Below are 23,118 nucleotides of genomic sequence, written 5' to 3'. Positions count from 1 at the left end.
CTCATCCTCTCAAGTCTCAGGGGTAGGCTCGCGCTGACACATTGCCTTCCAACATGGAAGGAAGAACCAGCGTGTTGCCGTATGCCGCAATGTCCGCAAGCCCAACAGGGTACTCGGCCACGACCGTATAAGCGCCATCCGCCCCGACCTCGAAGAGCTGTCCCGTGATCCAGTCGCTGACCAAAAACGTGTCGCCCATCCGTACAACACCGTCGAGGTTGCCAAGGTTCGGGACAATGGTGCTGATCGCGTGGGTCTCAAGATCGACCGCGAGCAAAGAGCCTGGTACTTCCGTAGAAAAGTCGTCGCGCATCCCTTGTCCCCAAGACCCGACGACAAGCCACGCCTCGTCCAAGTAAAGGCCATTCGGATGGGCCAGTGCCTCGTCCTCAAGCCAGACGGTCATGTCGCCAGCCTGATAGTGCCAGATACGATTGCCCATGAAGTCGCTGACATAGGCCTGTTCGCCATCGGATGTGATGTCATTCAGAAACACCGCACCATCAACCTCCAGGCTGCGCAGAAGGGTTCCTGTCGGCAGGTCGATCTCGTGCAAACGTGTGAGATCGGCGACAAGGAGCGTTTCTCCGACAATCGCCATGCCTTTTGGCGCGTCGAGTCCCGTGATCCAGCTTGGTTCCGAAATCTCGCCATCCGGCGACAGCAGGGCCAGGTGCCCGTTTCCGTCTGCTTCGCCGGGGTGCCCGTGGATGACGCTGACGATGATACGGTCATGCGTTGCGTCGAAAATCGCACTTTCGGGCATATCGAACGGACCAGCAGTCCAACTTGTCGGATCGGCATGCAAAGGTGAGGTCAGACCTATCAGAACCGTCGCGATAGAAGTGATGGTGTGTATCATGGGTTGCTCCGTTGCTGTGCAGCAACCTCTATATTTCAGATACGGATATACCAATTTTCCGTTCTCTGGTATTGTAATACGATACTTTTTATACTCCTCAGCATTGTGAGGTTATCATGCAGGAAGAACTTTTCGAACTTCTGAAGACTGTTCTGAAAGCGCGTCGGATGACTTATGCAGACTTGGCTGTGCTGCTGGAACTGTCAGAACCAACCATCAAACGCATCTTTGCTGAGAGGGATTGTAAGCTCAGCCGAATGAACGAGATTTGCGGCGCACTCGGCCTGACCCTTGATGATTTGGTGGCAGAGGCGAACCGCGTTGATGTGCAGCCGACCCGACTTACTGACCGTCAGGAGGCGCGGCTTGCCGAGAACCGCCCAGCCTTCAACCTATTTCTTCTGCTGCTGGATGGCATGACGATTGAGGTGATCCAGGAACAGTATCAGCTGGATAAGCAGAGGATTTTCAAACTGGGCATGACTCTGGAAAACATCGGGCTTGCGGAAGTTATGCCGGGCAATCGCATCCGCCTGACCGTGCAAAGCCCGGTCGAGTTTCGCCGCGACGGCCCACTGCATCACGCCCTCGTGGCGTTGAACATGGCATTTCTTCGCAGCACCTACCTCGCACGGGACACGGAGCACTCGGCATATCTGACTCAAACACGTCGCATGACGAAGAAGACGGCGCAGCACATTCTGGCGCGTCTTCTTGATATTCAGATCGAATTGTCAAACCTCGCCCGCAGAGATCAGCTTACCCAAGCTGAAGACGCGCTCCAGAGTTTCAAGATCGGCATCGCACTCTCTCCGATAGTTTTCTCCGAACTACTTTCGTTGGCAGAAGAAGGCTCGTAGCGCCAAAACTCACACGTTTATGTCACCGGCGATAACGACCCTTTTGACCTTGGTGTGATTGTCGGCCCATGATGCCCCAAGGGTGTCAGTCCCAATGGCCAGCAATTCCCGTTTAGTCAGGAGGTTGAACAACTCAGCATTCGGCGTCCAGAAAGCGCGAGGGGCGCCCGCATCAGCCGAATGGGACGAGACGGGCTTTAGCCTGGCTCGGGGCGCAGCCTAGAGCGCGCTCCGACAGGAGATGCCAGAATCCCCATCATTGAATTTTGCACTACTTTGTGTTACATTGATCTACAGGCATAAAAACGCGAGCTGACAATGGCCAATGTTCGACTTACAGAAGAAATTGAAACCCGACTTGAAGCCTTGGGCAAAATCCGGGATCGCACACCCCATTATTTGATGAAAACCGCCATAGAACGATATCTGGATGTTGAAGAGGCGTTGGAATCCGAACGGCAATTGGTTCTTGAGAGATGGAAAGAGTTTGAGATCACCGGTGAGGCCATTGAAGCTGACGACATGACAGCCCGGATCGAAAACCTGATTTCAAAAAAAGTTAAGAACCGAACTTGATGGCGCGCGTTCGATGGCTGCCAAAGTCCGAAGATGACTTGGATCGCCTTTATGACTTCATAGCAGAATACAACACTGAAGCCGCGGCCAAAGCTCTTCGCACCCTTGATAGGGCAGCGAACTCACTCGCCGAGTTTCCCCAAAAGGGGCATCCTTGGTCTGCTGAAGATGGTTTCCGAGATCTCGTCGTGCCATTTGGAAAGCGGGGATATGTGATCCGCTATCGACTGCATGATGATGAGGTCATTATTGTGCGCGTCTGGCACGCATTGGAAGACCGTTAGGCTTTTTCAAATGAGCCGGGATGATCTTGCCGAGCGCCAAAGGCCACGATCCTCAGGACCATGAGGATCGGTATTGAGACCGCAAACACCGCGGCGATCGCGCAAACTCAGACCACAAATCTGCCTATCAGCAATGAAGCGGGTAACCCCTTGCGAACGACCCAGTAGCCAGCGAACAAGCCAAGAATGGCAGGGGTAAATGTGATGAGTGATATCAGCCAACCCAGAGCAAACAGCATTATTTGCAAATCCTGCTGAATGAAAGGGGCCACGGGATCTAGCGCTTAACACTTCTCTAAAGCTGGACAGCTCGCGCTAAGACATCCTCGTGGACGCTGCCCGTCTTCAAGAGCAATTCTGCTGAGTGCTCCTTTGATCGGCCAATGATTGTGGGGTCCCAAACACTCTCCTCAAGGACTTCTCCGACGATGTGTACCCAATCCAGAACTGGTCGCTTGAGGAACTTGTTCCGGATCTTTTGATCGAGAACGAGATATTCGCGCAGTGCCACGCGCCCCAGCCCATCAGCCCGCGGAAGCAAACGTTGCCAAATGATGAGATTGAGAGATGTCATCAAATCGAATGATCGTGCCTCTTGTTCCTCCGGCGGGAAGAGGAACGCCATACGGCGCAAGGCCTCAGCGATTGATCCTGCATGCGTCGTGGTGTTGACTAGGTGACCGGTCAAGCAGGCCTCGATGCACGCCTCCATACTTTCGCGATCGCGACTTTCACCGACATTGATGATCGCCGGTGCACGTCGCATCGCGGCCCGAATTCCCTCCGCGAAGGTTGGGATGTTCCGACCCACGCCGATTTCGGACTGGCTAATGAAGGATGGATTGCCATGCGCGTCAGTTTCGATGTCGCGGAATGTGTATTCGATAGGAGCCTGCAGATCGACGATCTTTCGTGGGCGTTCCTGGTTCTCAAGATGAGACCGCGTCATTGCCGCCATCGTTGTGGATTTCCCGTGCCCAGTGGCGCCGGCAATCACGATAATGCCGCTTGTGGGTTCGAGCTTGTCATACAGCTCTTCCTCAAGCCCAACCTCTTCCAAAGTTGGTGTTTTGTCGGGCAAAATGCGGAGCGTGATTTGCACGCCGTTTCGTCCAAGTCTTTGCTCGCCCACAGCATTCACCCGAAAGCGTTTGGCGCTCGCTCGATCGACCTTCTTTTCGTAGGAGAAGTCCAGAGCACGCCCTGCACTGACAAGTGACATGGCATCATTTGCGGTCCAAAGATGTGCCAACATGGCTTGCGCTTCTGTCTGTAGAAGCGGGCGCTTTGTCGCCAGCTTCGGCTTGCCATGCATCTCCACACGGATGCGCAAGTCGGCGGCGATGTTGATGTCGCTCGCCCCTTTGAGTGCGGCACCAACAAGGAAATGATCGAAAGCGTCGAGATCGGTATCGAAGCGATTGGGTTCTGATTTGAGGACACAAACCTCCGGCGAGGCGGGATCCGGATCCGTCAGGTCAAGCCTGTCCAGATCGATCATTTGCTGATCGGACGCTGCAGGGATCGCCACTTGGATGGATCGCGTACAGAACGTGCCGCATTGACGATGCGAACGCGTCGTTCACCAATGAAGAGCTCATCTCCGTCGCCGGCAGAACGGACTTCAGAGTCCCGGATGACCAATTCCGTGACAAGCCCCGCCCGAACCATCCGGCGATACTCGACCATGCCAAGAAAGTCGCGTCGTAGGCGTGCGAAATTCAGCTCGAGCGCCTCATCAGCCTGTTCGACACCTGCTTGCCAACCCTCGGCTGCAAACCGTGCGAAAACGCGCTTTTCCTCTCGGTCCTGAGGTAGAAAATCATCGTTTTGCAGGGAGGGTTCTTCCAACGGGATGGTCAAGTAATCGCGCCAGGTCGGAACGATTGTTGTTATGCGCCCCGGAACCTCAATACGGTAGTATTCGTCCGCGGCTACAGCAGAGCGACCACTGTCGTCGACATTGATCGCAGCCGTTGCGCGCGAGACGACGGGCGGCAGGATATAGCCAGTTTCTCGTGGCGAGCGATAGGCAACTCGATTGAAATCAAATGCTCCAGACAGTTGCGGGCTGTCAGCCTCGAGCTGGCGCATGATCTCCCAGACGCGGCGTTTGTAACCGGCTTGAGCCGCATAAGAGAGGGCCGCTTCTCGCAGAAGGTCGTAGCGCTCTTCTTCAATTTCGGTTTCAAAATTGCCGCGCTGCGCCCGCGCCGCAAATTGGGAGAAATCATCAGGAATCCGATCGCTGCGATATTGATCCGGACCTCCTAGGAAAATCGGCGGAGGAGGTGCGTCATCTTCTTGGGTTAACTGAAGCGTTTCGCAACCCGCAAGTACGCAGGCAACGCATAAGACTGGCATGATACGGATACGTCCAGCACTCATACTTCACGGTCCTCAATATGGGGCACGGGAGAGTTCTCGTGACGCAGGTAGTGGATGGTCATGGTTTTGGCTGACTGGTTGACTATGAGCCGTGCACGTCCTTTCGCCTGCCCAAAGCCCTCGCGCAACGCGCCGAGCGCGGGCAGGTCTTGTTGAACCAAAACGACGACGATTGGTGCCCCAGGCTTTTCGCCGTCGGCGACAACCCGGTAGCCGGTCTCGCGCGCTATGACTGAGACCAGATCTTCGATCTTGCCGGTAAAGGCCGACTGGACGACCCTTAGCAGGTCATCATCAACGATGTACTCAGGGTTGGTTAGTGTCACTTTGCCAGCAACCATAGGCTCCAAAACACCATAATACTGGCCAGCGTCGGCAATTTCGCGCTTAACGTCCTCTGTCTGCTGCGCCACAAGCGCTGCGACCGATGCAGAGGGTTCAGAGCGCTGCGACGCGCAGGCCCCAAGGCCTAGTGTTAACAGTAAGATTGGAATGCTACGATACATGCACGACCCTCATTGCCCTGATCAAATTCGCCAGTGCTTCGGGTTGCTTATATCGACATATATAGCGTTATACTATACGTTATTTTTCTCTTCAACAAAAGATGCCTCAGGCAGTGACATCTTTTTGCATTCAAAGTTGGGGAGTAGGGGTCATGAAGCCCCAATCCGCTTGACTGCGATGCCCAGTTTTCGAGCCTTGTCGACTAGGTTGTCGGTGATTCCAGAGCCAGGGCAGGCGATCAGCCCAGCAGGCATCGTTTCCAGGAGCTTGTCATTTCGTTTGAACGGTGCAGCTTTGTTATGGGCCGCCCAGTTTGGCTTAAAGACCACCTGGGATACGCCCCGATTGTCTGCCCAAAGGCTCGCGATATGCTCGGCACCCTTTGGTGTGCCACCGTGCAGCAGGATCATGTCGGGGTACTTTTCCTTCGCTTGGTCCAGCACGTTCCAGATGCGATCAAAGTCTTGATAATCGCCACCGGTGAATGCGATCCGCGTTCCAGGAGGGCAGTGAACTTCGTTTTTCTTGCGACGCTCTGCAGAGAGGAAATTCCGGCTGTCGATGACGGAAGATGTCAGACCCTTGTGGGAGACGCGCGATCCTGTCCGGGGCATCCAGATCGAACCCGTTTCGACCCGAAAGTAGTTGGCTGCTTCGTCACGCATTGCCTCATAGGCGTCGCGATGTTCGACCAGTTTTTGGCCGCGGGCGGTCTGGCGCTCAAGCTCCAGGCTTTTGACTTCCGATCCGTCTTGCTCACGGGCCAGAATGCGCTGCTCGGCTTCATTTTCGTCCAAACGCCGCTCCAGGAGGCCAAGACGACGGTGAAAGATGTTGGTTAGCGACCAGAGGATCTCTTCGAGGTCTTCTTCAAGTTGGGTGTCTGAAAGAAGCATGTGTGTGGCTTCCACCATCGCTCCAATAGCACATGTCAGCTGATCTTGTTCTGGAAGGGGCCGCGTGTCGACTTCGTCGTCTGGTGGTGTTGCGCCATGGAGGGCGAGGGTTTCAAGGGCGTGAGCGGTTGGGCTTTCAGAGAAGTTCGTGGAAGCTGGATGAAGGGTCATGATGGTGTCCTGTCTCAAAGTTGTTTCGTCCTGATCCGATTTGGATGGGGCGATGACAGGACCAGTAGCGGCACATCCGCACCCGCAAGGGCCGGAGCACACGCGGAGGACGGGGCAGGGGCGCAAATTTGTTGCGCGAGGAGGCGGGGCTCGGCCCGCCGGGGAAATTTTCGACCAGGGCCCGTTGCTGATGTGTCGAGGGCGCCTCTGCGCCCGACCTGCTGGTCCATCGACCCGTAAATCCAAACGGGGCAGGGCGAGGCTTCTGCGGCAGGGCGCAGGCTTTTCCCTTCTTCCTTCAGGCCACCTTCACATGAGGCCAGAGATCATGGTCGTGTGCCTGCTCAGCGATCACGCTCACAAGATGATTTCGAAGCGTCTCGACGCCGTCAGTTACGAGATCGGCATTTGTGTCCTCGCGAAGAGAGGGAATTGAATAGGCCTTTTTTCCTGTCGCCCTGACATGATCTTCGAGCTGAGATGCGGCACGCCTGCCAGCCTCGTCATTGTCATGAGCAATCCATATGCGTTCGTGATGCGTTGGAGCCACAAACCCTGCCATGTGATTGGCCGTGATACAGGCCGTAAGTGCTGCATGGGGGAGCGCAGTGCCGAGTGACAGCGTGTTCTCGAGGCCCTCACCGACGATAAGATCACGGGCAGATTGCCAGGGACCGAAGCGAACACCGTGGTGATAGAGATTGCCCAGAACGCGCTTCGGAGCACTGATATCAGCCAGACCTGACCCACTTGGATTGAGAAATATCCTGACACAGCCAGTGGTTTCGGCGGCGTTGTTTTGGATGCGTGCCAGGAGGGCAGGGTGCTCGATCCGTTCGCCGTCATCACCCCGCAGAAATGTATTGGGATGAAATGCAAGCGATGATCCAAAGCGCTCGATGCAGCGACTTCGAAGGTACTGCTCGGCGAGGGAACCTTGGATCGAGCGGCCATAGCTGAACAGGCGCCTTGCAGCAGCAATGCGGTCACCGGACTGCCTTGGTGGCATCGGGGATGCCTCTGCAAATGTTGCGTCTGTGTTGAGCGCGCCGACGAAATCGGAGGCGGTCTTAAGAACATCAGAGTAGCTCGCGTAACTTAGGTTCTCGCGCAAAAGGTCCAGAAGATCGCCGAACTCACCAGTGGCATGGTCGGTCCATTTGCCCGCAGGTCGGCCGCCGTGATCAAAGAGGCGTATGGACAGGCTCCGCCCAGGTGTTCCGCTGGTGTCGCCCATTTGCCAGTAATTTCCGACGCGCCGGCCTTCGGGGAAGAACTCTGCGCAGAAACCCGGGGTATCGCGGGCAAGGTCGCGGGCAATTTCACCCGCATCAAACCGATGTATCCGGGTCATGCTGCTGTCCTTTCCTGTGCGCCCCCCACGACAATCTTGTGTTGTGCCATGATCCGAGCGAGCACGTCGGGTTTGTCTGTCGGCACAAAGAGCCGCGTGGTCCATGAAATGATCTCTGTGAAGCATCCCATCGTCTTGTACTGCGCCAATGCCGGCGGCGTCGCGCCCACCAATTCAAGCCGCATCGCGCTCATCACGCGCGAGCGACGCAGGCTCAGACCACCGGAGAGATGGACCGATTGGCCGCGCTCCATGACCGCCTCGAGGATTTCATCAACCGTCAGTTCCACGCTGTGATCGAGACCGAGAGCGGCATAGAGACGAGCAAGCTGGTCTTGGGTCACCAACCGCCCCAGTGCACGTTCGCCAGTGTCGGTCTGAAGGCGATAGATGCGCATATTGTCCGTGGGCAGTCGATCCCAGATCGGCAGCAGCAACCCTGATACCAGGGTGAGTTTCGAAACGCTGAACTCCGGTATGGCGGCGACCTCATTGGTCCAAGCCGCCTCAAACACGCTATCGGGCACTTCCTCCCAATGGGATTTCGACAGCTCAAACTCAAGCATGCGCTCTTCGGCCATCGGTCGAACAAGCTCAACGCGTGCGATCGGTTCGCCCTCTTCGGTCATGAAGCTTGTCCCGGGCACACAGATCGCCGCACGTTCTGATTTACGATTGAGCAACAGGCGCGCGTTTTCCCGAGCGAAGCAGAACGCCTTTGCTTTGGCGAGCGTCAGCGGATGATTACGTTCTGTTCGCTCGACGGTCAGGGCTGTGGCCATAGCGCCAGACGCCTCATGCTCGTAGATAGTTTTGCGATCGATAATCTCGAACTTTTCAGCTTGCAGAGTTTCCAGTCCGACTTCGTAAGTGCCCGACGCAATGGCGTCCTGAATGATCGCTTCGAGCAATTGCCCAAAACAGTCGAAGATTGCGTCTTGCATCTCAATCGTCAGCGCGAGGCATCGGTTTAGAAATTGCTGAATCGGCGGCAGTTGCTCTTTCAGAGTTCCATCGCTGTCGCAAAGAGATAGGCCAGTCATTTCCTCAAACCGATCCTGAGAGCAGGCCGAGATACGACCCTTGGTCAAATCCCAGAAGAAATTACGCAGGGCCTTGCGGGCATAAGCGCTTTCCAGATTGTCTTCGGCACGGAACATGTTTTGCCCACCCGTTTCGCGTTGCCCTTTTGTGATGGCCCCGAGCGTGTCGAGCCTTCGCGCAATGGTGGAGAGAAACCGCTTTTCGCCTTTGACATCCGTCGCGCAAGGCCTGAAGAGCGGCGGCTGCGCCTGGTTGGTGCGGTTGGTTCGCCCGAGGCCCTGGATTGCGTTGTCAGCGCGCCATCCGGGCTCGAGCAGGTAATGAACGCGCAAACGCCGGTTCCGGGCACCGAGATCGGCATGATAGGAGCGCCCGGTCCCGCCGGCATCGGAGAAGATCAAGATCCGCTTTTGATCGTCCATGAAGGCCTGCGTCTCGCCAAGGTTGGAACTCGCCGGTCGGTTCTCGACTTTGTGGCGCCCATCATTCCCCAGAACGATCCGCCGGGATCGGCCGGTTACCTCGGCAACGCGGTCTTTGCCGAAATGCCAAAGGATCTGATCAAGCGCGCCTTGAACCGGCGGCAGCGCCCCCAGATGTTCGATCATGGCGTCGCGACGTCCGGCCGCTTCGCGGCTTTCGATTGGGTTTCCGTCAGCATCGCGCGCAGGGCGAGATTTCAGATTGCCATCCTCGTCGGTGAAAGGCTCAAAGAGCTGGGTCGGGAAGGAATGCATCAAATAGTCGAGGACATATTCGCGAGGCGTGATGTCGACGTGAAGGTCACCCCATTCCGATACAGGGATTTGGGCCAGACGTCGCTCCATCAGTGCTTCACTGGTGGAGACGATTTGAATGACAGCCGAATAACCCGCAGCAAGGTCGGCCTCAATTGACCTGATGACTGTCGGACATTTCATGGCAGTGATCAGGTGATTGAAGAAACGCTGTTTGTTGCTTTCAAACGCAGAGCGCGCAGCGGATTTGGCTTGTACGTTGAGTGTCGCATCGTCTGACGTAATGCCCGAAGCCTCAAGGGCGGCTTCCAGATTTGTATGAATGACCTGAAAGGCCTCGGCATAACTGTCGTAGATTCCCCGTTGCGCCGGTGTCAGTTCATGGACGAGCATCTCATATTCAACCCCTTCATATGATAGGGACCGAGCGAGATAGAGACCAAGCGCCTTAAGATCGCGAGAGATGATTTCCATCGCAGCGATCCCGCCGGCTTCCATGTCGGCCACAAACTGCTCGCGCGTTGCGAAGGGAAAATCCCCGGTGCCCCAGAGACCTAAACGCGAGGCATAGGCCAGATTGCCAACGACCGTCGCGCCTGTGGCGGAAACATAGACAATGCGCGCATCTGGTGCGCGGTCCTGAAGTTTGAGGCCGGCAAGGCCCTGCTGAGAGGCTTTCTTTTCACCTCGGCTGCCTTCCCTGGCCTTTTCGCCTGCCGCATTTGCCATGGCATGGGCTTCGTCAAAAGCGACGACGCCGTCGAAGTCAGGGCCCATCCAAGCAACCACCTGGTCGAGGCGCGAGGCCTTTAATTGGTCGCCGTGCTGGCGCTCCGCGGTGCGCAGCGTCGCATAGGTCACAAAAAGGATGCCCTCGTCCAATCGGATGTCGGTGCCTTGCTTAAAACGTGAGAGCGGCACGATGTCGGAGCTTTTTCCGCCAAGGGCCGTCCAGTCGCGCACTGCATCTTCGATGAGTTTGTCGGATTTGGAGATCCAGACTGCGCGCCGTCGACCGTTGAGCCAATTGTCCAGGATGATACCTGCAACCTGACGGCCCTTTCCGCAGCCGGTTCCATCGCCGAGGAACCATCCTTTGCGCAGGCGAAACGCTCCGTTGCATTCTGGCTCGGCCGCCATGAGATGTCCGTCTTCCGGGTCGTGGCGAAACCAACTCGCGAGATGCTGACCATGAGCTTCACCAGCATAGATTATGCTTTCAAGCTGTGCGTCGGACAGAAGACCTTTCGATCGCACAGTGATCGGGAGTTTTGGACGATGGGTCGGGATTGGTGGCGCCACGGATGCCATGGCCGCCGACTGCACGAGCACTGTGGGGTGGTCTGACGCGCCTTCGATTGCAATCGATTGAACAGTGTAGCCTTCGTAGAGGGAGGCAGTCAGGCCACCCACCGGCTCGGTCCAATCGGTCGGTGTGTAGGTAATCTCTTCCGTCTCGACGCGATCAAACGGGTGCTTTGAGCGTTCCGCTTCTGCCGCGCGGACAGTGTTGCGGGCCGCATCGAGCAGCGCGTGGACTGTTGGGCGTTTCGCAGAGTCCGAGGGTGGTGTCGCGGGGTCAGGGACCGCGCCGACTGCGGTTCGGTCAATATTGGTCGACTGCATCCAGCCCAAGAGGGCAGAGGTGGTTTCCGCTTGAGGCCAATAACGGGGCTTGTCACCGGGATCGGTGTCTTTGACCTTGTCGATGATCGTCAAGCGCGTTTCGGTGGTAGTACCATGGCGGGCATAGAGTTTGCCGGAGATCGATGCGGAAAACCGCACTGTGGCCAGGTCTGCGATGCGCTCGAACGTCTTTCGAAAACTGGCGGTTGTAGGCGAGAAGTTCGCTCCGGAAATCAGAACAAGTCGACCGCCATTCTTCAAGCGAGCCAAAGCAGAGAGGACATGATCCGAGATCGCGCCTTTGTAACGGCCAGCAACCGCTGGAGACGCGGAAAACGGCGGGTTCATTACGATTACTGATGGTTCGATGGCAGGATCGAGCCTGTCGTGAATAGACGCGGCATCATGTTGGGTCACCAGACATTTCGGAAAGAGAAATGACAGAAGGTCTGCCCGGAGCCCATCCAGCTCATTTAGATGAAGCTGCGCCCCTTTGAGATCGGCGTGAACTGCCAAGAGGCCCGTCCCGGCCGATGGTTCCAAGACAACATCCGTCGGCATGATTTGTGCCGCATGCGCCACAATTGCAGCCAAAGACAAGGGCGTCGAAAACTGCTGCAGTTTTTGGGAATCCTCAGACCGCCTTGTGTGGGACGGGGCGAGGTCAGAGACGCGTGTCAGCATCTCGACAAAGGCCTGGGGGCTTGCTGCCCGACGCATCATCGCGGCGCCATACTTCGCAAGCATCAAGACCTGAGCAGCTTCACAGGCATCATACGCGTCCTTCCAAACCCAGGCCCCGGAGGCATCACTCGCGCAGAAGGCCTCCTCCATAACCTGGCGCAGCGACGCTTGTTCGATGGACAAGCCACGCTCAAATGAGGGCAAAAGAAGCTCTGCGGCTTTGAGCAACCGGTCCGATTTGTTGGAATTGCCTGAAGCGGTGGGCACGGCGAGCGGGTAAGATGGTTCTTTCATTTGAGGTCTCCGAAAACGAAGGGTTGTGCCGTCCGCCCGGAGTGCGCGCGCACTCTCTCATTCTGGGGGAGGGCTTGCCCTCCCCAGCCTCCCTCTTACTTTTCAGTTGCCTCAATCTCAGCATCATCAAAGCAGTACTTTGCGCCAAAGCAAGACTGACGAAGATGCGACCTGGAGAAGTCACCTGAAAGTGGTCTACCAACTAAAATATCGCGGTCTCAATGAGAATGGTGGAGCGTATGTGCCGTTCGTGCTGGTCAGCAACCCCGACACCGGGGACGGGCGTGTGATCCTGTTCGACCAAAAGCCACACGCATAGAGCCTGTTCCAGGTTGGCGTGTTTGAGACCTACACATCGGCGCGCTTTAAGAAAGTCAATGCAAGACCCAAGGCAACAAGAAGACTGCCACATGCCCTGTCGATCCAAAGCGCCCCGCGATTGCTGAGAAACTGAACTGCTTTTGCGCCCAGTCCCGCATAGGCGGCCATGACGATGACATCGATCGTGATAAAGACCAGAGCCAGCGTTACGTATTGTTGAAACATAGGTTCTGTCGGTTTGAGGAACTGCGGCAGGAAAGCAGTAAAAAACAGGTATCCCTTGGGGTTTGTGACCGCGACAAGAAAGCTCTTTCTAAAGACTGCTGTGTTGTTGCGAAGCGCACCCGACCTCACGTCTTCGGACGGGTTCGCGACTGGCCCCAACTGACCTGATGATCGCATCATTTGGACGCCCAGCCAGACGAGGTAAGCAACGCCGATCCATTTGACGATGCTGAACCAAAACGCTGACGCGGCAAGAACAACTCCGAGTCCCAAACCGGCTGCCGTGATCAGAACAGCATCAGAGACAGCAGCCCCGGCGATACCGTACCCTGCCGTAGCGATTCCGAACCGTGATCCATTGGACAAGGCAAGTAGAACAGTCGGACCGGGTGTCATGACGACAATGAGTGCCAGAAGGGCGAATGTCAGAAGAGACAATTCCATCACGCGGACTCCAGGTTTAGAAAGAAAATGGCCAAGCCGGTCAGGATTAGGCAAACCCCGCTCACAATAGTGCGAAGCAAGTTCCAGACCTGCCAGGAGGCCGAGTAGCTTTGCCAAATATCTTGGGCGGCCCCGATATCGGCTGGCACAACGACGTCTGCCAGGGCTTCATTCATGGGCACATTCACCGTCGCAGTGACGAAAAAGGCTCCAACGATGTACAGAATGGCAGCAAGTCCAAAGAGCACGGCTGATTTTTTTCTGGTCTGCCGGGCGGCGATGATGGCCGTTGCGCCCAGAATGACTGGTGTCAGGAAGAAGGCCGGGAAGAACACCGCGTTTCGGACCGACGCATTCATCGCTTGCATCGCGGCAATGGCTGTTCGTGGGTCCGTCGCGTCCAGCCCCCACATTGTTGAACAGACCCAGGCGTAGAAAAACCCGAAGATAGCGCCGATGCTCAGGAGCGAGAGCATCGACATAAAGGTGAGAATTCCTGGCATTGGTCTGGCTCCTTGCAGGGTCATTCGAAATTGAACCCAGTCAACTGTGCATCAAAGAACGGGTAAACTTCGCCTTCTGCCATGCGCGAAATAACAAAGGCATGGGGGATCATAACGCCGCCGATTTCGCGGTAATCCGAACGTGTGACATGCTCACCCGAGCCGTGATAGGGCGTGCTTAAGTCGCCATCCTCTTCAGCCACCATATGTGTGATGGCGCCATTGTCGGCGAAGTGCACAATCATCGAAGACCGAAGACCATCGGCGGCGACAATGGCGCGCGCGCTGTTAGTGTTGATCGGTTCCCATGTGACAGGTCCACCGGGCAACAGTGCCTGTGGAAAAAGGGCACTTTCCAATAGCCAACGGCGCAGTGAAACAACATTGAGTTCGGGCGTTTCGCGCTCGTCCACGACCGTCAGTGTTGAGAGGATCTTCGCCTGCATCTCCATCTCGCCGTCGGCAAAGTAATCATACGCTCGGGCCCAGATGCCAGGGAGGATCGGCGTGGTCGCCGAGAACATAAGCGCCGGTTCCGAGATAGCGATGACCTGTTCGGCTGTCGTGAAGTTGAACCCGTTTGTCTGTGGGCGTCGAAATTCTCCCTCGGACGTGAGCCGCACAAGGCGCGCCTCTGGGACGCCGTTGGGGAAAGCAAAGTCGAAGTAGCGTTGGACGGGCGAGGGCAAGACGTCCAGATCGGCCTGACTTAATGTCGCAAAATCGGACGGGTGGGCCTGCTCTGCGATGCGGGATTGGAACGCGGAGATGTCTCTTTCGGTCCTGTAACTGCCAATCCCGACTGCGGTGCCAGCCCCCAGGGCCAAAACGGCAACGCTGCCCAGTGTCCATTTCAGAATACTCATGTCTTTTTCCTTGCGCATTAAGAAGCGTAATGCTTATTACGGTTGCACACATCCGTAATGTTGGTTACGGTTTATGTCAACAGGCCGGAGAGTGATTTTGCGAGAAGAGAAACGATCCCTGCGTCAGCAACAGATCGAGGCGGCTGCCTACGAGGTTCTGGAGGTCAAAGGGTATGGGGGCACGTCCATGCAGGGCATTGCCAAACAGGCCCGCGCCTCAAACGAGACGTTGTACAACTGGTACGGAGATAAACAGGGGCTGTTCCGTGCGCTCGTCACGCGTAACGCCGAAGAAGTGAAGTCCCACCTGGAAGCCGAGTTGGAAACCGACCATGACGCGCTTTCTATTCTTGGCACCTTGGGTCCAAAGCTTTTGGATTTACTGACAGGTGATCGCGCTGTTGCCCTCAATCGCGCCGCAGCGGCTGATAAAAGCGGTGAGCTCGGCGCGACACTTTCAAAGGCCGGGCGCGAATCCGTATTTCCCTTGCTAGAGCAGGTGCTGCTTCGTGCACGGCGCGAGGGTCAACTGCACTTTGAGGCGTCCGGAGAGGCCGTAGGCCTTTATCTGGACCTGTTGATCGGCGACCAGCAAATCCGGCGTGTGATCGGGCGCCTCCCAGCTCCGACAGCGGAATTTTGTGTGGCGCGCGCTCAGAGGGCTGTGAGCCTTCTTCGCCGGCTTCTTAGCAACCAAGTTACTACTGAGGAAAATCATGAGTGAACTTATTCCGCCCGAGGCCTGCACAACTATGGCCGAGCTTCGCGTTCAGATCGACGCCATTGACGTCGAATTGATCACACTTCTGGCCACCCGCACCGACTACATCGACCGTGCTGTCGATTTGAAGAAGATCGAAGGCTTGCCTGCAAGGACAACAGATCGCGTAGCCGAAGTGCTTGATAAAGTGAGCAAGACGGCATCCGGAAAGCGACTGGACCCCGAACTGGCCCGAAGACTCTGGGGTGAACTCATCGAGTGGTCTATTCAGCGCGAGATCAAAGAGCTTGGGGCCAAATGGGATAAACAGCCAAACTACACGGCAGCTTAAATTCAAGCCTGATAGTTTTCACCGAACGGCAACAGATTCTCTTTATTGCCTCTCTCTAAGCACGGATATCTGTCCCAACGTGCGCCGAGGATTTCCCCATCATTGGCCGCCATCTCCAGCGTACTGCACAGGCAGGCTGATCGGCGGTTCATACAGGCAACGGCGTTTTCCGCGCGATATCCCAGACGAACCCGGCCAGTTCCCGTGCGATCGCCACCAGCCGGCCGATCATTAAGCGAGGGCCTCGACATTCAGAAAGCCAAACTGAAGGCGGCAGGCTGCGAGGTCATCCGTTCGGAAACGGTTTCCGGGGTGTCTCGTGATGACCGATCCGAACTGGTGACGGTGATGGAATTCTTACGGGAAGGCGACGAATTGGTCGTTCACCGCCTGGACCGCCTTGGTCGGTCCACCCGAGATGTGCTGAATCTCGTGCATGAGTTGGACGCCAAAGGCGCATCGCTCCGTGTGCTCGAACCCGAAGTTACCACAGCCGGAGACATGGGCCGCATGGTCATCGCTGTGCTCGGCATGGTGGCCGATATGGAGCTCAAGTTCATTCGTGACCACCAACGTGTCGGGATCGAAGCTGCCAAGGAAAAGGAAATTTACAAAGGGCGTCGGAAATCCGTTGATGACGAAGAAATCCGAAAGTTAGCAGGTGAAGGCGTCGCTAAAGCCAAGATTGCTCGTGATCTCGGGGTTTCAAGAATGACCGTCCACCGGGCGCTCGCAAACACAGAAATTAAAAAAGCTCTCGATTGAGGTCGCCGCAATGTTACCCTGACAATTCAGCTCTACATCATTCAGTAAGCTGTGAGGCCATCATTGAAGGACGAAACTCCGTCACTGTGTAACGCGCGAGTTTCTTTTCTTTAAATGGGTCAGCCTCCAAGATGGTCTCAAGGGCTTCCCGTGTTTCAGCCGTTGCGACGATGACCCCTCCGGTACGAGGAACCTTGGGGCCGGATGCGATAAACAGCCCCGAAGCATAGTTATTTTCTAGAAATTCGACGTGGGCATCGAGCTGAGGTTCAATTTCATCGAATGACGCAATGTAGTGTAGATCAACGATGAAAAGATTTTGAGTGGAAGGGACTAGGGTCATACTCGGCTCACGGAAAGAGGTACTATTATAGTGGTTAGTTACACGCCGGATACCGGGTGGCAACCATGTTCGCCGAGCCGAAGCCTAAACTGAGTCAGCCAGTCGAAGGTGTCGATCCCCTTGGCCGTGTCCAGCCTAGAAAGACCTGCGGAGGGCTTCTGTTGACATTTTCTGCACTGCAGCTAACCGTTCAGCTAACGAGTTTTGCAAGCGAGAAAAGCATTGAATAGTATATTAGTTATCGGCGGGTCGGGCTTCGTTGGTCAAGCTCTCATTCCGACTCTTAGGAAGTCGAACTTTGAAGTAACGGTTCTCAATCGCGGAAATCGGACAGTGGACGGCGCATCACAGATCATTGCTGACCGCGATGATATTCAAGAATTGTCCCGTCATGCAAAAACGTTTGACGTGGTTATTGACACCAGCGGTTATACGAAGAAGCAAGTTGAAACTGCGTTTTCTGTGTTCGGTGACACTACCGGAAAGTGGATTCATCTCAGCAGCGCTGCCGTCTATCGCGAGACCCCGGATCGTCTACCACATGAGAATGACGCACTTGGCGGAGCCACTGTCTGGGGCACCTATGGAACAGACAAATCCGAGGCGGATGAGTTCCTTATCCAGCAGGCGCAATGCCCTCTTGTCATTTTGCGCCCACCTTATCTCTATGGTCCAAACAACTCCAATGACCGTGAAACTTTCGTTTGGTCTCGGGCTTTAAGCGGGCGGGCGATCATCGTGCCGGGTGACGGTTCAGCACAAATCCAATTTCTACATGTTCAAGATTTGGCAAATATCATTGCCCACTTCGCTGAAGTGGATTCTGGGAAGCAGGCTATCTACAATGTTGCCGAACCGGAAATCATAAACGCAGGAGAGTGGGTTAAAAGGGTAGCCGATATCGCTGGTGTCAAACCCAATATCGTTTCTGGTAAAGCTCACGCGAAAGGGTTTGCGACGAGAGAGTATTTCCCGTTCAGAGATTATCCCTGTGCGCTTGATGTGCGTCGATTTCTTCAAGAATTGGATTGGAAATTTCAGTTTAACTTCAATGATGGGATCAAAAACACGCTCCTTAGCTATGAGTTGGAGGCCCTGAAACAGATCTCGCCAAGCTCTGATGAGGAGTTACGTATCCTTAAAAATATATAGTTTTTTGACACCGAGGCATAGCGGCTAGTCTTTTCTGATCAATTGACGAGTTGCTAAGTTCCACTATTGTTCCTCATAGCGCCCAAATATGCACGTTCGGTCCAGTTGGGCCATATAAGGTCCAGCTGCAACCGGCCGCTTTTGCATAAGTCGCCTATGGGAACTTCGTGAGCCAACGTGTCAGAGCGACTCTGCGATTTGAGACTTCAGCCAGTCTTCTAATTGCTTGAGGCGTTTTTGGCGGTCAGATCTTTTTGGCTGCACGAGCCAGTAAGACAGCCCAGAAGGAGAAATCTGTTCGTATGGCTTGATCAGACTACCATCCAAAACCGCATCCGTCGCCAGCATGTCCCAGGCCAGAAACACGCCACCGCCTGCTATTGCCGCGTCAATGCAGAGTGACGCGTCAGAATAGCTTGTGCCTTGGCGAAGATGTACGTCTTGCGAACCCAAGGGTTCGAGCCAAGTTGCCCATTCGAGTGTTGTCTTACTGTCCCTAATAATCGGAACCTCAGCGAGGTCAGAAACATGATCGATCCTTGCAGCGAGGGCAGGATTGCAAACGGGTGTCTGACATCAGCACCTTTGGGCCTGATTGAAGGATTTGCATAACGGAAGGTTTCTGGCTCATCTGAACCGTTAAGGAGTTAAGATGAGACGGAAAGCTGGAACCGACAAACCGACGGCTGAACGGGTCGTCAAGGACATTCGCCGCAAGACGCGCAAGCACCATTCTGCGGAGGAGAAGATCCGCATTGTGCTGGAGGGTTTGCGTGGCGAGGAGAGCATCGCCTCGCTCTGCCGTCGCGAGGGGATTGCCACGAGCCTGTACTATTCCTGGTCGAAAGAGTTCCTGGAGGCCGGAAAGAAGCGGCTGGCAGGCGACACAGCCAGGCAAGCGACTAGCCCCGAAGTGAAGGAGCTGCGGGCCGAGGCGTCGGCCCTGAAGGAGGCCGTTGCCGACCTCACCTTGGAAAACCGCTTGCTCAAAAAAAGCATGCTCGGGGATGGGGACGGCGACATATGAGATATCCCGCAACCGAGAAGCTCGAGATCATTCGCCTCGTCGAGCAGTCCCACTTGCCAGCAAAGAGGACGCTGTCGAAGCTGGGCATACCGAAGACCACGTTCTACCGCTGGTGTGCCCGCTATGAGGCGTTTGGTGAAGCGGGGCTTGAAGATCGCCGTCCACACCCCGGCCGGGTCTGGAACCGCATCCCTGACGAGATCCGGCAGGCCGTCGTTGACCTCGCTCTTGATGAGCCGGAACTATCGCCCCGCGAGCTGGCATTCCGCTTTACAGACACGAAAAAGTACTTTGTGTCAGAGCCTTCGGTCTATCGCATCCTCAAGGAGCAGGATCTGATTACTGGGCCGGCGTTCAATGTGATCAAAGCTGCGGACGAGTTTCACGACAAGACCACGAGACCGAACCAGCTTTGGCAGACCGACTTCACTTACCTGAAGGTGACTGGCTGGGGTTGGTTCTATCTCTCGACGATTCTGGACGACTTCAGCCGCTACATCGTGGCATGGAAGCTCTGCACAACGATGAAGGCCGACGATGTTACCGACACTCTGGAACTGGCGTTGGAGGCATCAGGCTGTTCGTCGGCGACCGTCCGACACAAACCGAGGCTGCTCAGCGACAACGGTTCATCATACATCTCTGGTGACCTGGCGGATTGGCTCCTAGATCAGGGCATGGACCACGTTCGAGGGGCACCAAATCATCCGCAGACCCAGGGCAAGATCGAGCGGTGGCACCAAACGCTCAAGAACCGCATCCTGTTGGAGAACTATTACCTACCGGGCGCACTCGAGGAAGCGATCAGAGCCTTCGTCGACCACTACAATCACCGCCGCTATCACGAGAGCCTCAGCAATCTGACTCCGGCCGATGTCTACTTCGGTCGCAGCGACGGCATTCTTAAGGAAAGGAGAACCATCAAGGAAAGAACCCTTAAACAGCGACGCTTGCTCAATCTCGGGCACGCCGCCTAAGATCACAAACGATGAGCCAGACCAACCTGAAAGCTGTCAGCTCAATCGGACCACTTCATTTGATGACGGACAGTCATCAGCGAGCGAGACAGTTCCAGTCCGCGCACATAAGCACCGAGGCACCCATAAAACGCTGCAACTGCGAATGCACTAAGACAAACAACAAATACCATTCCCGCCAATTGACCGATGCCGTTTCCATCTGGGGATAGAAATTGAGGGAACAGTGCCGTGAAGAATGCAATTGCTTTTGGATTGCTAGCAGCAACGGTGAACCCACCGGAGAAGAGCTTGAATGTAGGCTCTGCTGCACCGGTTCCCATCGTTCCTAACGCCACACGCTGCGCGGCGGACCGCCAAAGCTGGATGCCTACGTAGATCAGGTACAAGGCTCCTGCGTACTTAATAATCGCTAATAGGAGCGCCGAACTGGTGATGATCAAGCCAAGGCCAGCAGATGCTGCAATTGCCTGAAGGGTCGAGGCTGAAGCGTTTCCACAAGCCGTGGACATGCTTCGCAGCCATCCATAGGTCGCACCGTGAGCAAATGCTATGAAGGTGCTGGGGCCAGGTATTAGTGAAACGCCGATAACGGTTCCAGCGAATATCAACCAGTAAGTAATGTCCATGTCGGTCTTTCCAAATCGTCTAACTCGAAGAGACTGTACCGATACCTTCTAAGGCGCAAGTGAAGTCTGAGTTGGAGGCGAGCGGGCAATCTATGGGATCCAATGACACTTTGAAAACAGACCTTCGCGCAGTCGCAGAGAAAGGGCGCTTTGTCTCGCACCTCACCTGTTCACGGACGATGGTGCGGTTGGTAGCGGTTTCTAACAGCACGCATTGGTGCATCGAGCGGCGAAGATGCCAGGAGAGCCCAACCTGTACCTTGGATTTTCTCGCTGCGCGTGCTCGCAGCAGAAAAATCGCCGCGTGAGCAAGAAATTTGATGCCGCCAAGCAGCAGGAAGAGCGGTCACTCATGCGCGCCGCAGCGAGATCACTCACCCGAATTCACAGGTCGCGGGACAAAGCACCAGTTCGCTGCGACTGCGCCAATGTCTGCAATGGCACCCCTAGCTAGGGCAGCACGCCTACCTTTATGCTAACTGCCTCGGGATCGGCGACGTCGTATATATCGTAATCTGCGAGATATGACCGGTTGAGATCACCGTTCCAGATGGCTTGCCATTGAGAGATCAATGACTGCGGCTGCGGACCTTTCACCTCATATGTAACGACCGATTGTCTGGGCACTTTGGCGATGTGAAGACCCTCCGGCGCATCTGTCAACGAAGCGCGATAGCCAATGGTCATACGGTACGGGTCCATGAAACCGCCTTCATAGTCGTGGTAGACGCAAAAGACGCCTTCGGAAGCATCGACGCCGACCTTTGTGCGAACATCGCTGGCATAGAAAGCTTCCCAGAGCGCCCCAATAGCTGCGGGGTCATCATTCCTGACCACTTTTGACAGGCCAACAACAGCGAACCCTGCTTCTTGCACTTGAGACATTCTGCTTCCCTTTCGGTGCGCTTGGATTAAACTAAGATAAGTTATATCGGAGTTTATAATGCAGCTTTCAGAAACTGTCGAGTGGGGAATTCATGCTTGCCTTGCCCTTGCAATGATGCCTGACGGCGCACGCATTCCAGCGCGCTCTTTGGCGGAATACCACGGGATCAGACCTGGTTACTTCTCCAAGGCGATGCAGAAGCTCGTAGCTGCCGGGATCATTCAATCTGTGGAAGGTCGGTCTGGTGGGTTGGCCATGGCGAAACCTGCTGAAGATGTTTCACTTCTACAGATCGTGATGGCTCTGGAGGATCACAAGACCTTCTTTCGTTGTTCCGAAATCCGTCAGAAAGGCCCGTGCGCAGCGGCACCAGAACACTACCGAGCGCCCTGCAACATCGCCCGGGTTATGCACAAAGCGGATGCCGAATGGCGGCGCGTTCTTGCAACAACCAGCCTTGCGGATTTGAGGCTATCCGCCGCCGCCGAACCCATTCCTGGTGTAAACGAGGCAACACAGGATTGGCTCGCTGAAACCGGCGCTGTCCGGGGGCTCTAGATACAGATGCAAAATAGGAGCGGTGCGCATCCATCCGGTCCGAGTGTCGGGATTGTCCTTATGATTGCAGCGATGCTGGTCATCCCGATTGTGGATGGGCTGGCAAAATACCTAAGCGACGATTACTCACCATTGTTCATAAGTTGGGCCAGATATGCAGCCTCTACCGCTCTGATCTTGCCAATCGCGTTCGCGCGCAACGGGCGGAGAGTTCTGCCAACTGATGGTATTACGCTTCACGCCACCCGCACACTCTGCCTCGTCGGGGCAATGACGCTGTATTTCTTTGCAATATCGAAGGTGTCGCTGGTGATAGCCGCAAGTGCATATTTTGTTGGCCCTCTGGTCGCGGTCGCGTTGTCCGTCATATTCCTCGGTGAGCGACTGACCGTCGCCAAAGTTCTGGGTATGTTGGTTGGACTAATTGGGGCGCTGATTGTGCTGCAACCAAGCGGAGATTTTGACGCGTATGCACTCCTCGCATTGGGTGCTGGATGCCTCTTCGCGGTGTATTTGGTGATCACACGCCGGACATCTGCTCAGAGCGACCCAATCAGGACTCTTTCGTTTCAATGCCTATTCGGCACGTTGTCGCTGACACCTCTTGCACTCCTTGTCGCTGAGATACCGGCATACGATCTGGTGCCTCTGTTCGTTGGCCTTGGCCTGTTCTCACTGCTGGGTCATTTCTTGACGATTATTGCCTTCCGCCATGCAGAGGCATCAACTCTCGCACCGCTTGTATATGTCGAACTTATCGGTGCAGCAGCAATCGGTTTTTTGATTTTCTCAGATGTTCCGACACCATCGATCATCTTGGGAGCCGTCTTAATTGCCGCCGCTGGTTTGATTGTCTCAATCAGGCCACGAGAACGCAGGCCGCACTGAGGAGCCACGCGTGCAACCCGACATTCGTAATCACCGCAGCATCGGTCGAAGTGGGCTCGCAGTCAAATTTCGCCGTCTGCCACACGAACATCTGCTGCCGATACGGAAACGTCTGGTCGCCGTTCCAGGCCGCACGATTTCAAGGACTTGGCCGTAACTCTGGGTGGCAGCTTCTGTTGCCTCAGAGCCATCGGTCTCG

At 55.5% G+C, this 23,118-nt stretch carries 24 protein-coding genes and 1 pseudogene; 11 read left to right on the top strand and 14 right to left on the bottom strand.

Annotated features, from left to right (window positions below; all coding sequences use genetic code 11):
- Positions 1–16: 16 nt before the first annotated feature.
- Positions 17–862 (bottom strand): SMP-30/gluconolactonase/LRE family protein, encoded by an 846-nt coding sequence (locus ACR0C9_RS19360; protein WP_480781817.1) that lies wholly within the window; start codon positions 860–862, stop codon positions 17–19.
- A 116-nt stretch (positions 863–978) separates the two neighbouring features.
- On the opposite strand from ACR0C9_RS19360, the gene ACR0C9_RS19355 reads away from it, so the two are divergent.
- The 3 genes from ACR0C9_RS19355 (at position 979) to ACR0C9_RS19345 (ending at position 2,582) form a co-directional block, all read left to right on the top strand.
- On the top strand, positions 979–1,722 hold the full coding sequence (locus ACR0C9_RS19355) for a helix-turn-helix domain-containing protein (RefSeq protein ID WP_480781816.1): 744 nt from the start codon (positions 979–981) through the stop codon (positions 1,720–1,722).
- Between the two features lie 318 nt (positions 1,723–2,040).
- Positions 2,041–2,298 carry a CopG family ribbon-helix-helix protein gene (locus tag ACR0C9_RS19350; RefSeq protein ID WP_480781815.1) on the top strand — a complete coding sequence of 86 codons (258 nt, stop codon included), beginning with the start codon at positions 2,041–2,043 and terminating at the stop codon, positions 2,296–2,298.
- Positions 2,298–2,582 carry a type II toxin-antitoxin system RelE/ParE family toxin gene (locus ACR0C9_RS19345; RefSeq protein ID WP_480781814.1) on the top strand — a complete coding sequence of 95 codons (285 nt, stop codon included), beginning with the start codon at positions 2,298–2,300 and terminating at the stop codon, positions 2,580–2,582. Before ACR0C9_RS19350 ends, ACR0C9_RS19345 begins: the two co-directional genes overlap by 1 nt.
- Before the next feature lie 295 nt (positions 2,583–2,877).
- On the opposite strand, the gene ACR0C9_RS19340 is transcribed toward ACR0C9_RS19345, so the two are convergent.
- The 6 genes from ACR0C9_RS19340 to ACR0C9_RS19315 all read right to left on the bottom strand — a co-directional run bounded on the left by ACR0C9_RS19340 (position 2,878) and on the right by ACR0C9_RS19315 (position 12,283).
- Positions 2,878–4,083 carry a type IV pilus twitching motility protein PilT gene (locus ACR0C9_RS19340; protein WP_480781813.1) on the bottom strand — a complete coding sequence of 402 codons (1,206 nt, stop codon included), beginning with the start codon at positions 4,081–4,083 and terminating at the stop codon, positions 2,878–2,880.
- Entirely contained in the window at positions 4,080–4,970 is an 891-nt protein-coding gene (locus ACR0C9_RS19335; RefSeq protein WP_480781812.1) for a type IV secretory system conjugative DNA transfer family protein, read from the bottom strand. Before ACR0C9_RS19335 ends, ACR0C9_RS19340 begins: the two co-directional genes overlap by 4 nt.
- Positions 4,967–5,476 carry a DotD/TraH family lipoprotein gene (locus ACR0C9_RS19330; protein ID WP_480781811.1) on the bottom strand — a complete coding sequence of 170 codons (510 nt, stop codon included), beginning with the start codon at positions 5,474–5,476 and terminating at the stop codon, positions 4,967–4,969. Before ACR0C9_RS19330 ends, ACR0C9_RS19335 begins: the two co-directional genes overlap by 4 nt.
- Before the next feature lie 150 nt (positions 5,477–5,626).
- Positions 5,627–6,544 carry a DUF2493 domain-containing protein gene (locus ACR0C9_RS19325; RefSeq protein WP_480781810.1) on the bottom strand — a complete coding sequence of 306 codons (918 nt, stop codon included), beginning with the start codon at positions 6,542–6,544 and terminating at the stop codon, positions 5,627–5,629.
- Between the two features lie 298 nt (positions 6,545–6,842).
- Positions 6,843–7,898: a DUF7146 domain-containing protein gene (locus ACR0C9_RS19320; protein ID WP_480781809.1), complete on the bottom strand. Its 1,056-nt coding sequence runs from the start codon at positions 7,896–7,898 to the stop codon at positions 6,843–6,845.
- Complete coding sequence (locus ACR0C9_RS19315) at positions 7,895–12,283, bottom strand: strawberry notch-like NTP hydrolase domain-containing protein (protein WP_480781808.1); 4,389 nt, start codon at positions 12,281–12,283, stop codon at positions 7,895–7,897. The genes ACR0C9_RS19320 and ACR0C9_RS19315 overlap by 4 nt, the downstream gene beginning before the upstream one ends.
- A gap of 190 nt (positions 12,284–12,473) precedes the next feature.
- On the opposite strand from ACR0C9_RS19315, the gene ACR0C9_RS19310 reads away from it, so the two are divergent.
- Entirely contained in the window at positions 12,474–12,602 is a 129-nt protein-coding gene (locus tag ACR0C9_RS19310; protein ID WP_480781807.1) for a hypothetical protein, read from the top strand.
- 29 nt (positions 12,603–12,631) lie between these two features.
- Here ACR0C9_RS19310 and ACR0C9_RS19305 read toward each other — a convergent pair whose 3' ends face one another.
- Genes ACR0C9_RS19305 through ACR0C9_RS19295 form a run of 3 tightly spaced genes read right to left on the bottom strand, consistent with a single transcriptional unit; the run spans position 12,632 to position 14,642 of the window.
- On the bottom strand, positions 12,632–13,273 hold the full coding sequence (locus ACR0C9_RS19305) for a LysE family translocator (RefSeq protein ID WP_480781806.1): 642 nt from the start codon (positions 13,271–13,273) through the stop codon (positions 12,632–12,634).
- Positions 13,273–13,776, bottom strand: coding sequence for an anthrone oxygenase family protein (locus ACR0C9_RS19300; protein ID WP_480781805.1), 504 nt, complete (start codon positions 13,774–13,776; stop codon positions 13,273–13,275). Before ACR0C9_RS19300 ends, ACR0C9_RS19305 begins: the two co-directional genes overlap by 1 nt.
- Positions 13,777–13,796: 20 nt before the next feature.
- Positions 13,797–14,642, bottom strand: a complete 846-nt coding sequence (locus ACR0C9_RS19295; RefSeq protein WP_480781804.1) for a DUF6920 family protein — start codon at positions 14,640–14,642, stop codon at positions 13,797–13,799.
- Positions 14,643–14,739: 97 nt separating this feature from the next.
- Here ACR0C9_RS19295 and ACR0C9_RS19290 point away from each other — a divergent pair, with 97 nt between their 5' ends.
- The 3 genes from ACR0C9_RS19290 (at position 14,740) to ACR0C9_RS19280 (ending at position 16,459) form a co-directional block, all read left to right on the top strand.
- Entirely contained in the window at positions 14,740–15,366 is a 627-nt protein-coding gene (locus ACR0C9_RS19290) for a TetR/AcrR family transcriptional regulator (RefSeq protein WP_480781803.1), read from the top strand.
- Entirely contained in the window at positions 15,359–15,694 is a 336-nt protein-coding gene (locus ACR0C9_RS19285; RefSeq protein ID WP_480781802.1) for a chorismate mutase, read from the top strand. Before ACR0C9_RS19290 ends, ACR0C9_RS19285 begins: the two co-directional genes overlap by 8 nt.
- Before the next feature lie 204 nt (positions 15,695–15,898).
- The gene (locus tag ACR0C9_RS19280; protein WP_480781801.1) at positions 15,899–16,459 is read left to right on the top strand and encodes a recombinase family protein; all 561 of its coding nucleotides are present in this window, start codon (positions 15,899–15,901) and stop codon (positions 16,457–16,459) included.
- Between the two features lie 37 nt (positions 16,460–16,496).
- Here ACR0C9_RS19280 and ACR0C9_RS19275 read toward each other — a convergent pair whose 3' ends face one another.
- On the bottom strand, positions 16,497–16,802 hold the full coding sequence (locus tag ACR0C9_RS19275) for a YciI family protein (RefSeq protein WP_480781800.1): 306 nt from the start codon (positions 16,800–16,802) through the stop codon (positions 16,497–16,499).
- Positions 16,803–17,006: 204 nt separating this feature from the next.
- Here ACR0C9_RS19275 and ACR0C9_RS19270 point away from each other — a divergent pair, with 204 nt between their 5' ends.
- The gene (locus ACR0C9_RS19270; RefSeq protein WP_480781799.1) at positions 17,007–17,954 is read left to right on the top strand and encodes an NAD-dependent epimerase/dehydratase family protein; all 948 of its coding nucleotides are present in this window, start codon (positions 17,007–17,009) and stop codon (positions 17,952–17,954) included.
- Positions 17,955–18,134: 180 nt separating this feature from the next.
- On the opposite strand, the pseudogene ACR0C9_RS19265 reads toward ACR0C9_RS19270, so the two are convergent.
- A pseudogene (locus tag ACR0C9_RS19265) lies at positions 18,135–18,506 on the bottom strand (LysR substrate-binding domain-containing protein); the annotation flags it as partial.
- Positions 18,507–18,606: 100 nt separating this feature from the next.
- On the opposite strand from ACR0C9_RS19265, the gene ACR0C9_RS19260 reads away from it, so the two are divergent.
- A protein-coding gene (locus tag ACR0C9_RS19260; RefSeq protein WP_170755080.1) for an IS3 family transposase occupies positions 18,607–19,958 on the top strand; the annotation gives its coding sequence in 2 pieces (ribosomal slippage) (positions 18,607–18,943 and positions 18,943–19,958; 1,353 coding nt in all).
- Positions 19,959–19,999: 41 nt separating this feature from the next.
- Here the strand turns inward: ACR0C9_RS19260 and ACR0C9_RS19255 are convergent.
- On the bottom strand, positions 20,000–20,587 hold the full coding sequence (locus tag ACR0C9_RS19255) for a LysE family translocator (protein ID WP_480781798.1): 588 nt from the start codon (positions 20,585–20,587) through the stop codon (positions 20,000–20,002).
- Positions 20,588–21,037: 450 nt separating this feature from the next.
- Positions 21,038–21,472, bottom strand: a complete 435-nt coding sequence (locus ACR0C9_RS19250; RefSeq protein WP_480781797.1) for a GyrI-like domain-containing protein — start codon at positions 21,470–21,472, stop codon at positions 21,038–21,040.
- A gap of 58 nt (positions 21,473–21,530) precedes the next feature.
- On the opposite strand from ACR0C9_RS19250, the gene ACR0C9_RS19245 reads away from it, so the two are divergent.
- Positions 21,531–22,031: an RrF2 family transcriptional regulator gene (locus tag ACR0C9_RS19245; protein WP_480781796.1), complete on the top strand. Its 501-nt coding sequence runs from the start codon at positions 21,531–21,533 to the stop codon at positions 22,029–22,031.
- Positions 22,032–22,037: 6 nt separating this feature from the next.
- Positions 22,038–22,919, top strand: a complete 882-nt coding sequence (locus ACR0C9_RS19240; protein ID WP_480781795.1) for a DMT family transporter — start codon at positions 22,038–22,040, stop codon at positions 22,917–22,919.
- The last annotated feature ends 199 nt before the right edge of the window (positions 22,920–23,118 follow it).

This window comes from Ruegeria sp. C12 (genome assembly GCF_056537745.1).
The sequence above is the reverse complement of the archived record's forward strand: the minus strand, read 5'-3'. Positions and strand labels throughout refer to the sequence as shown.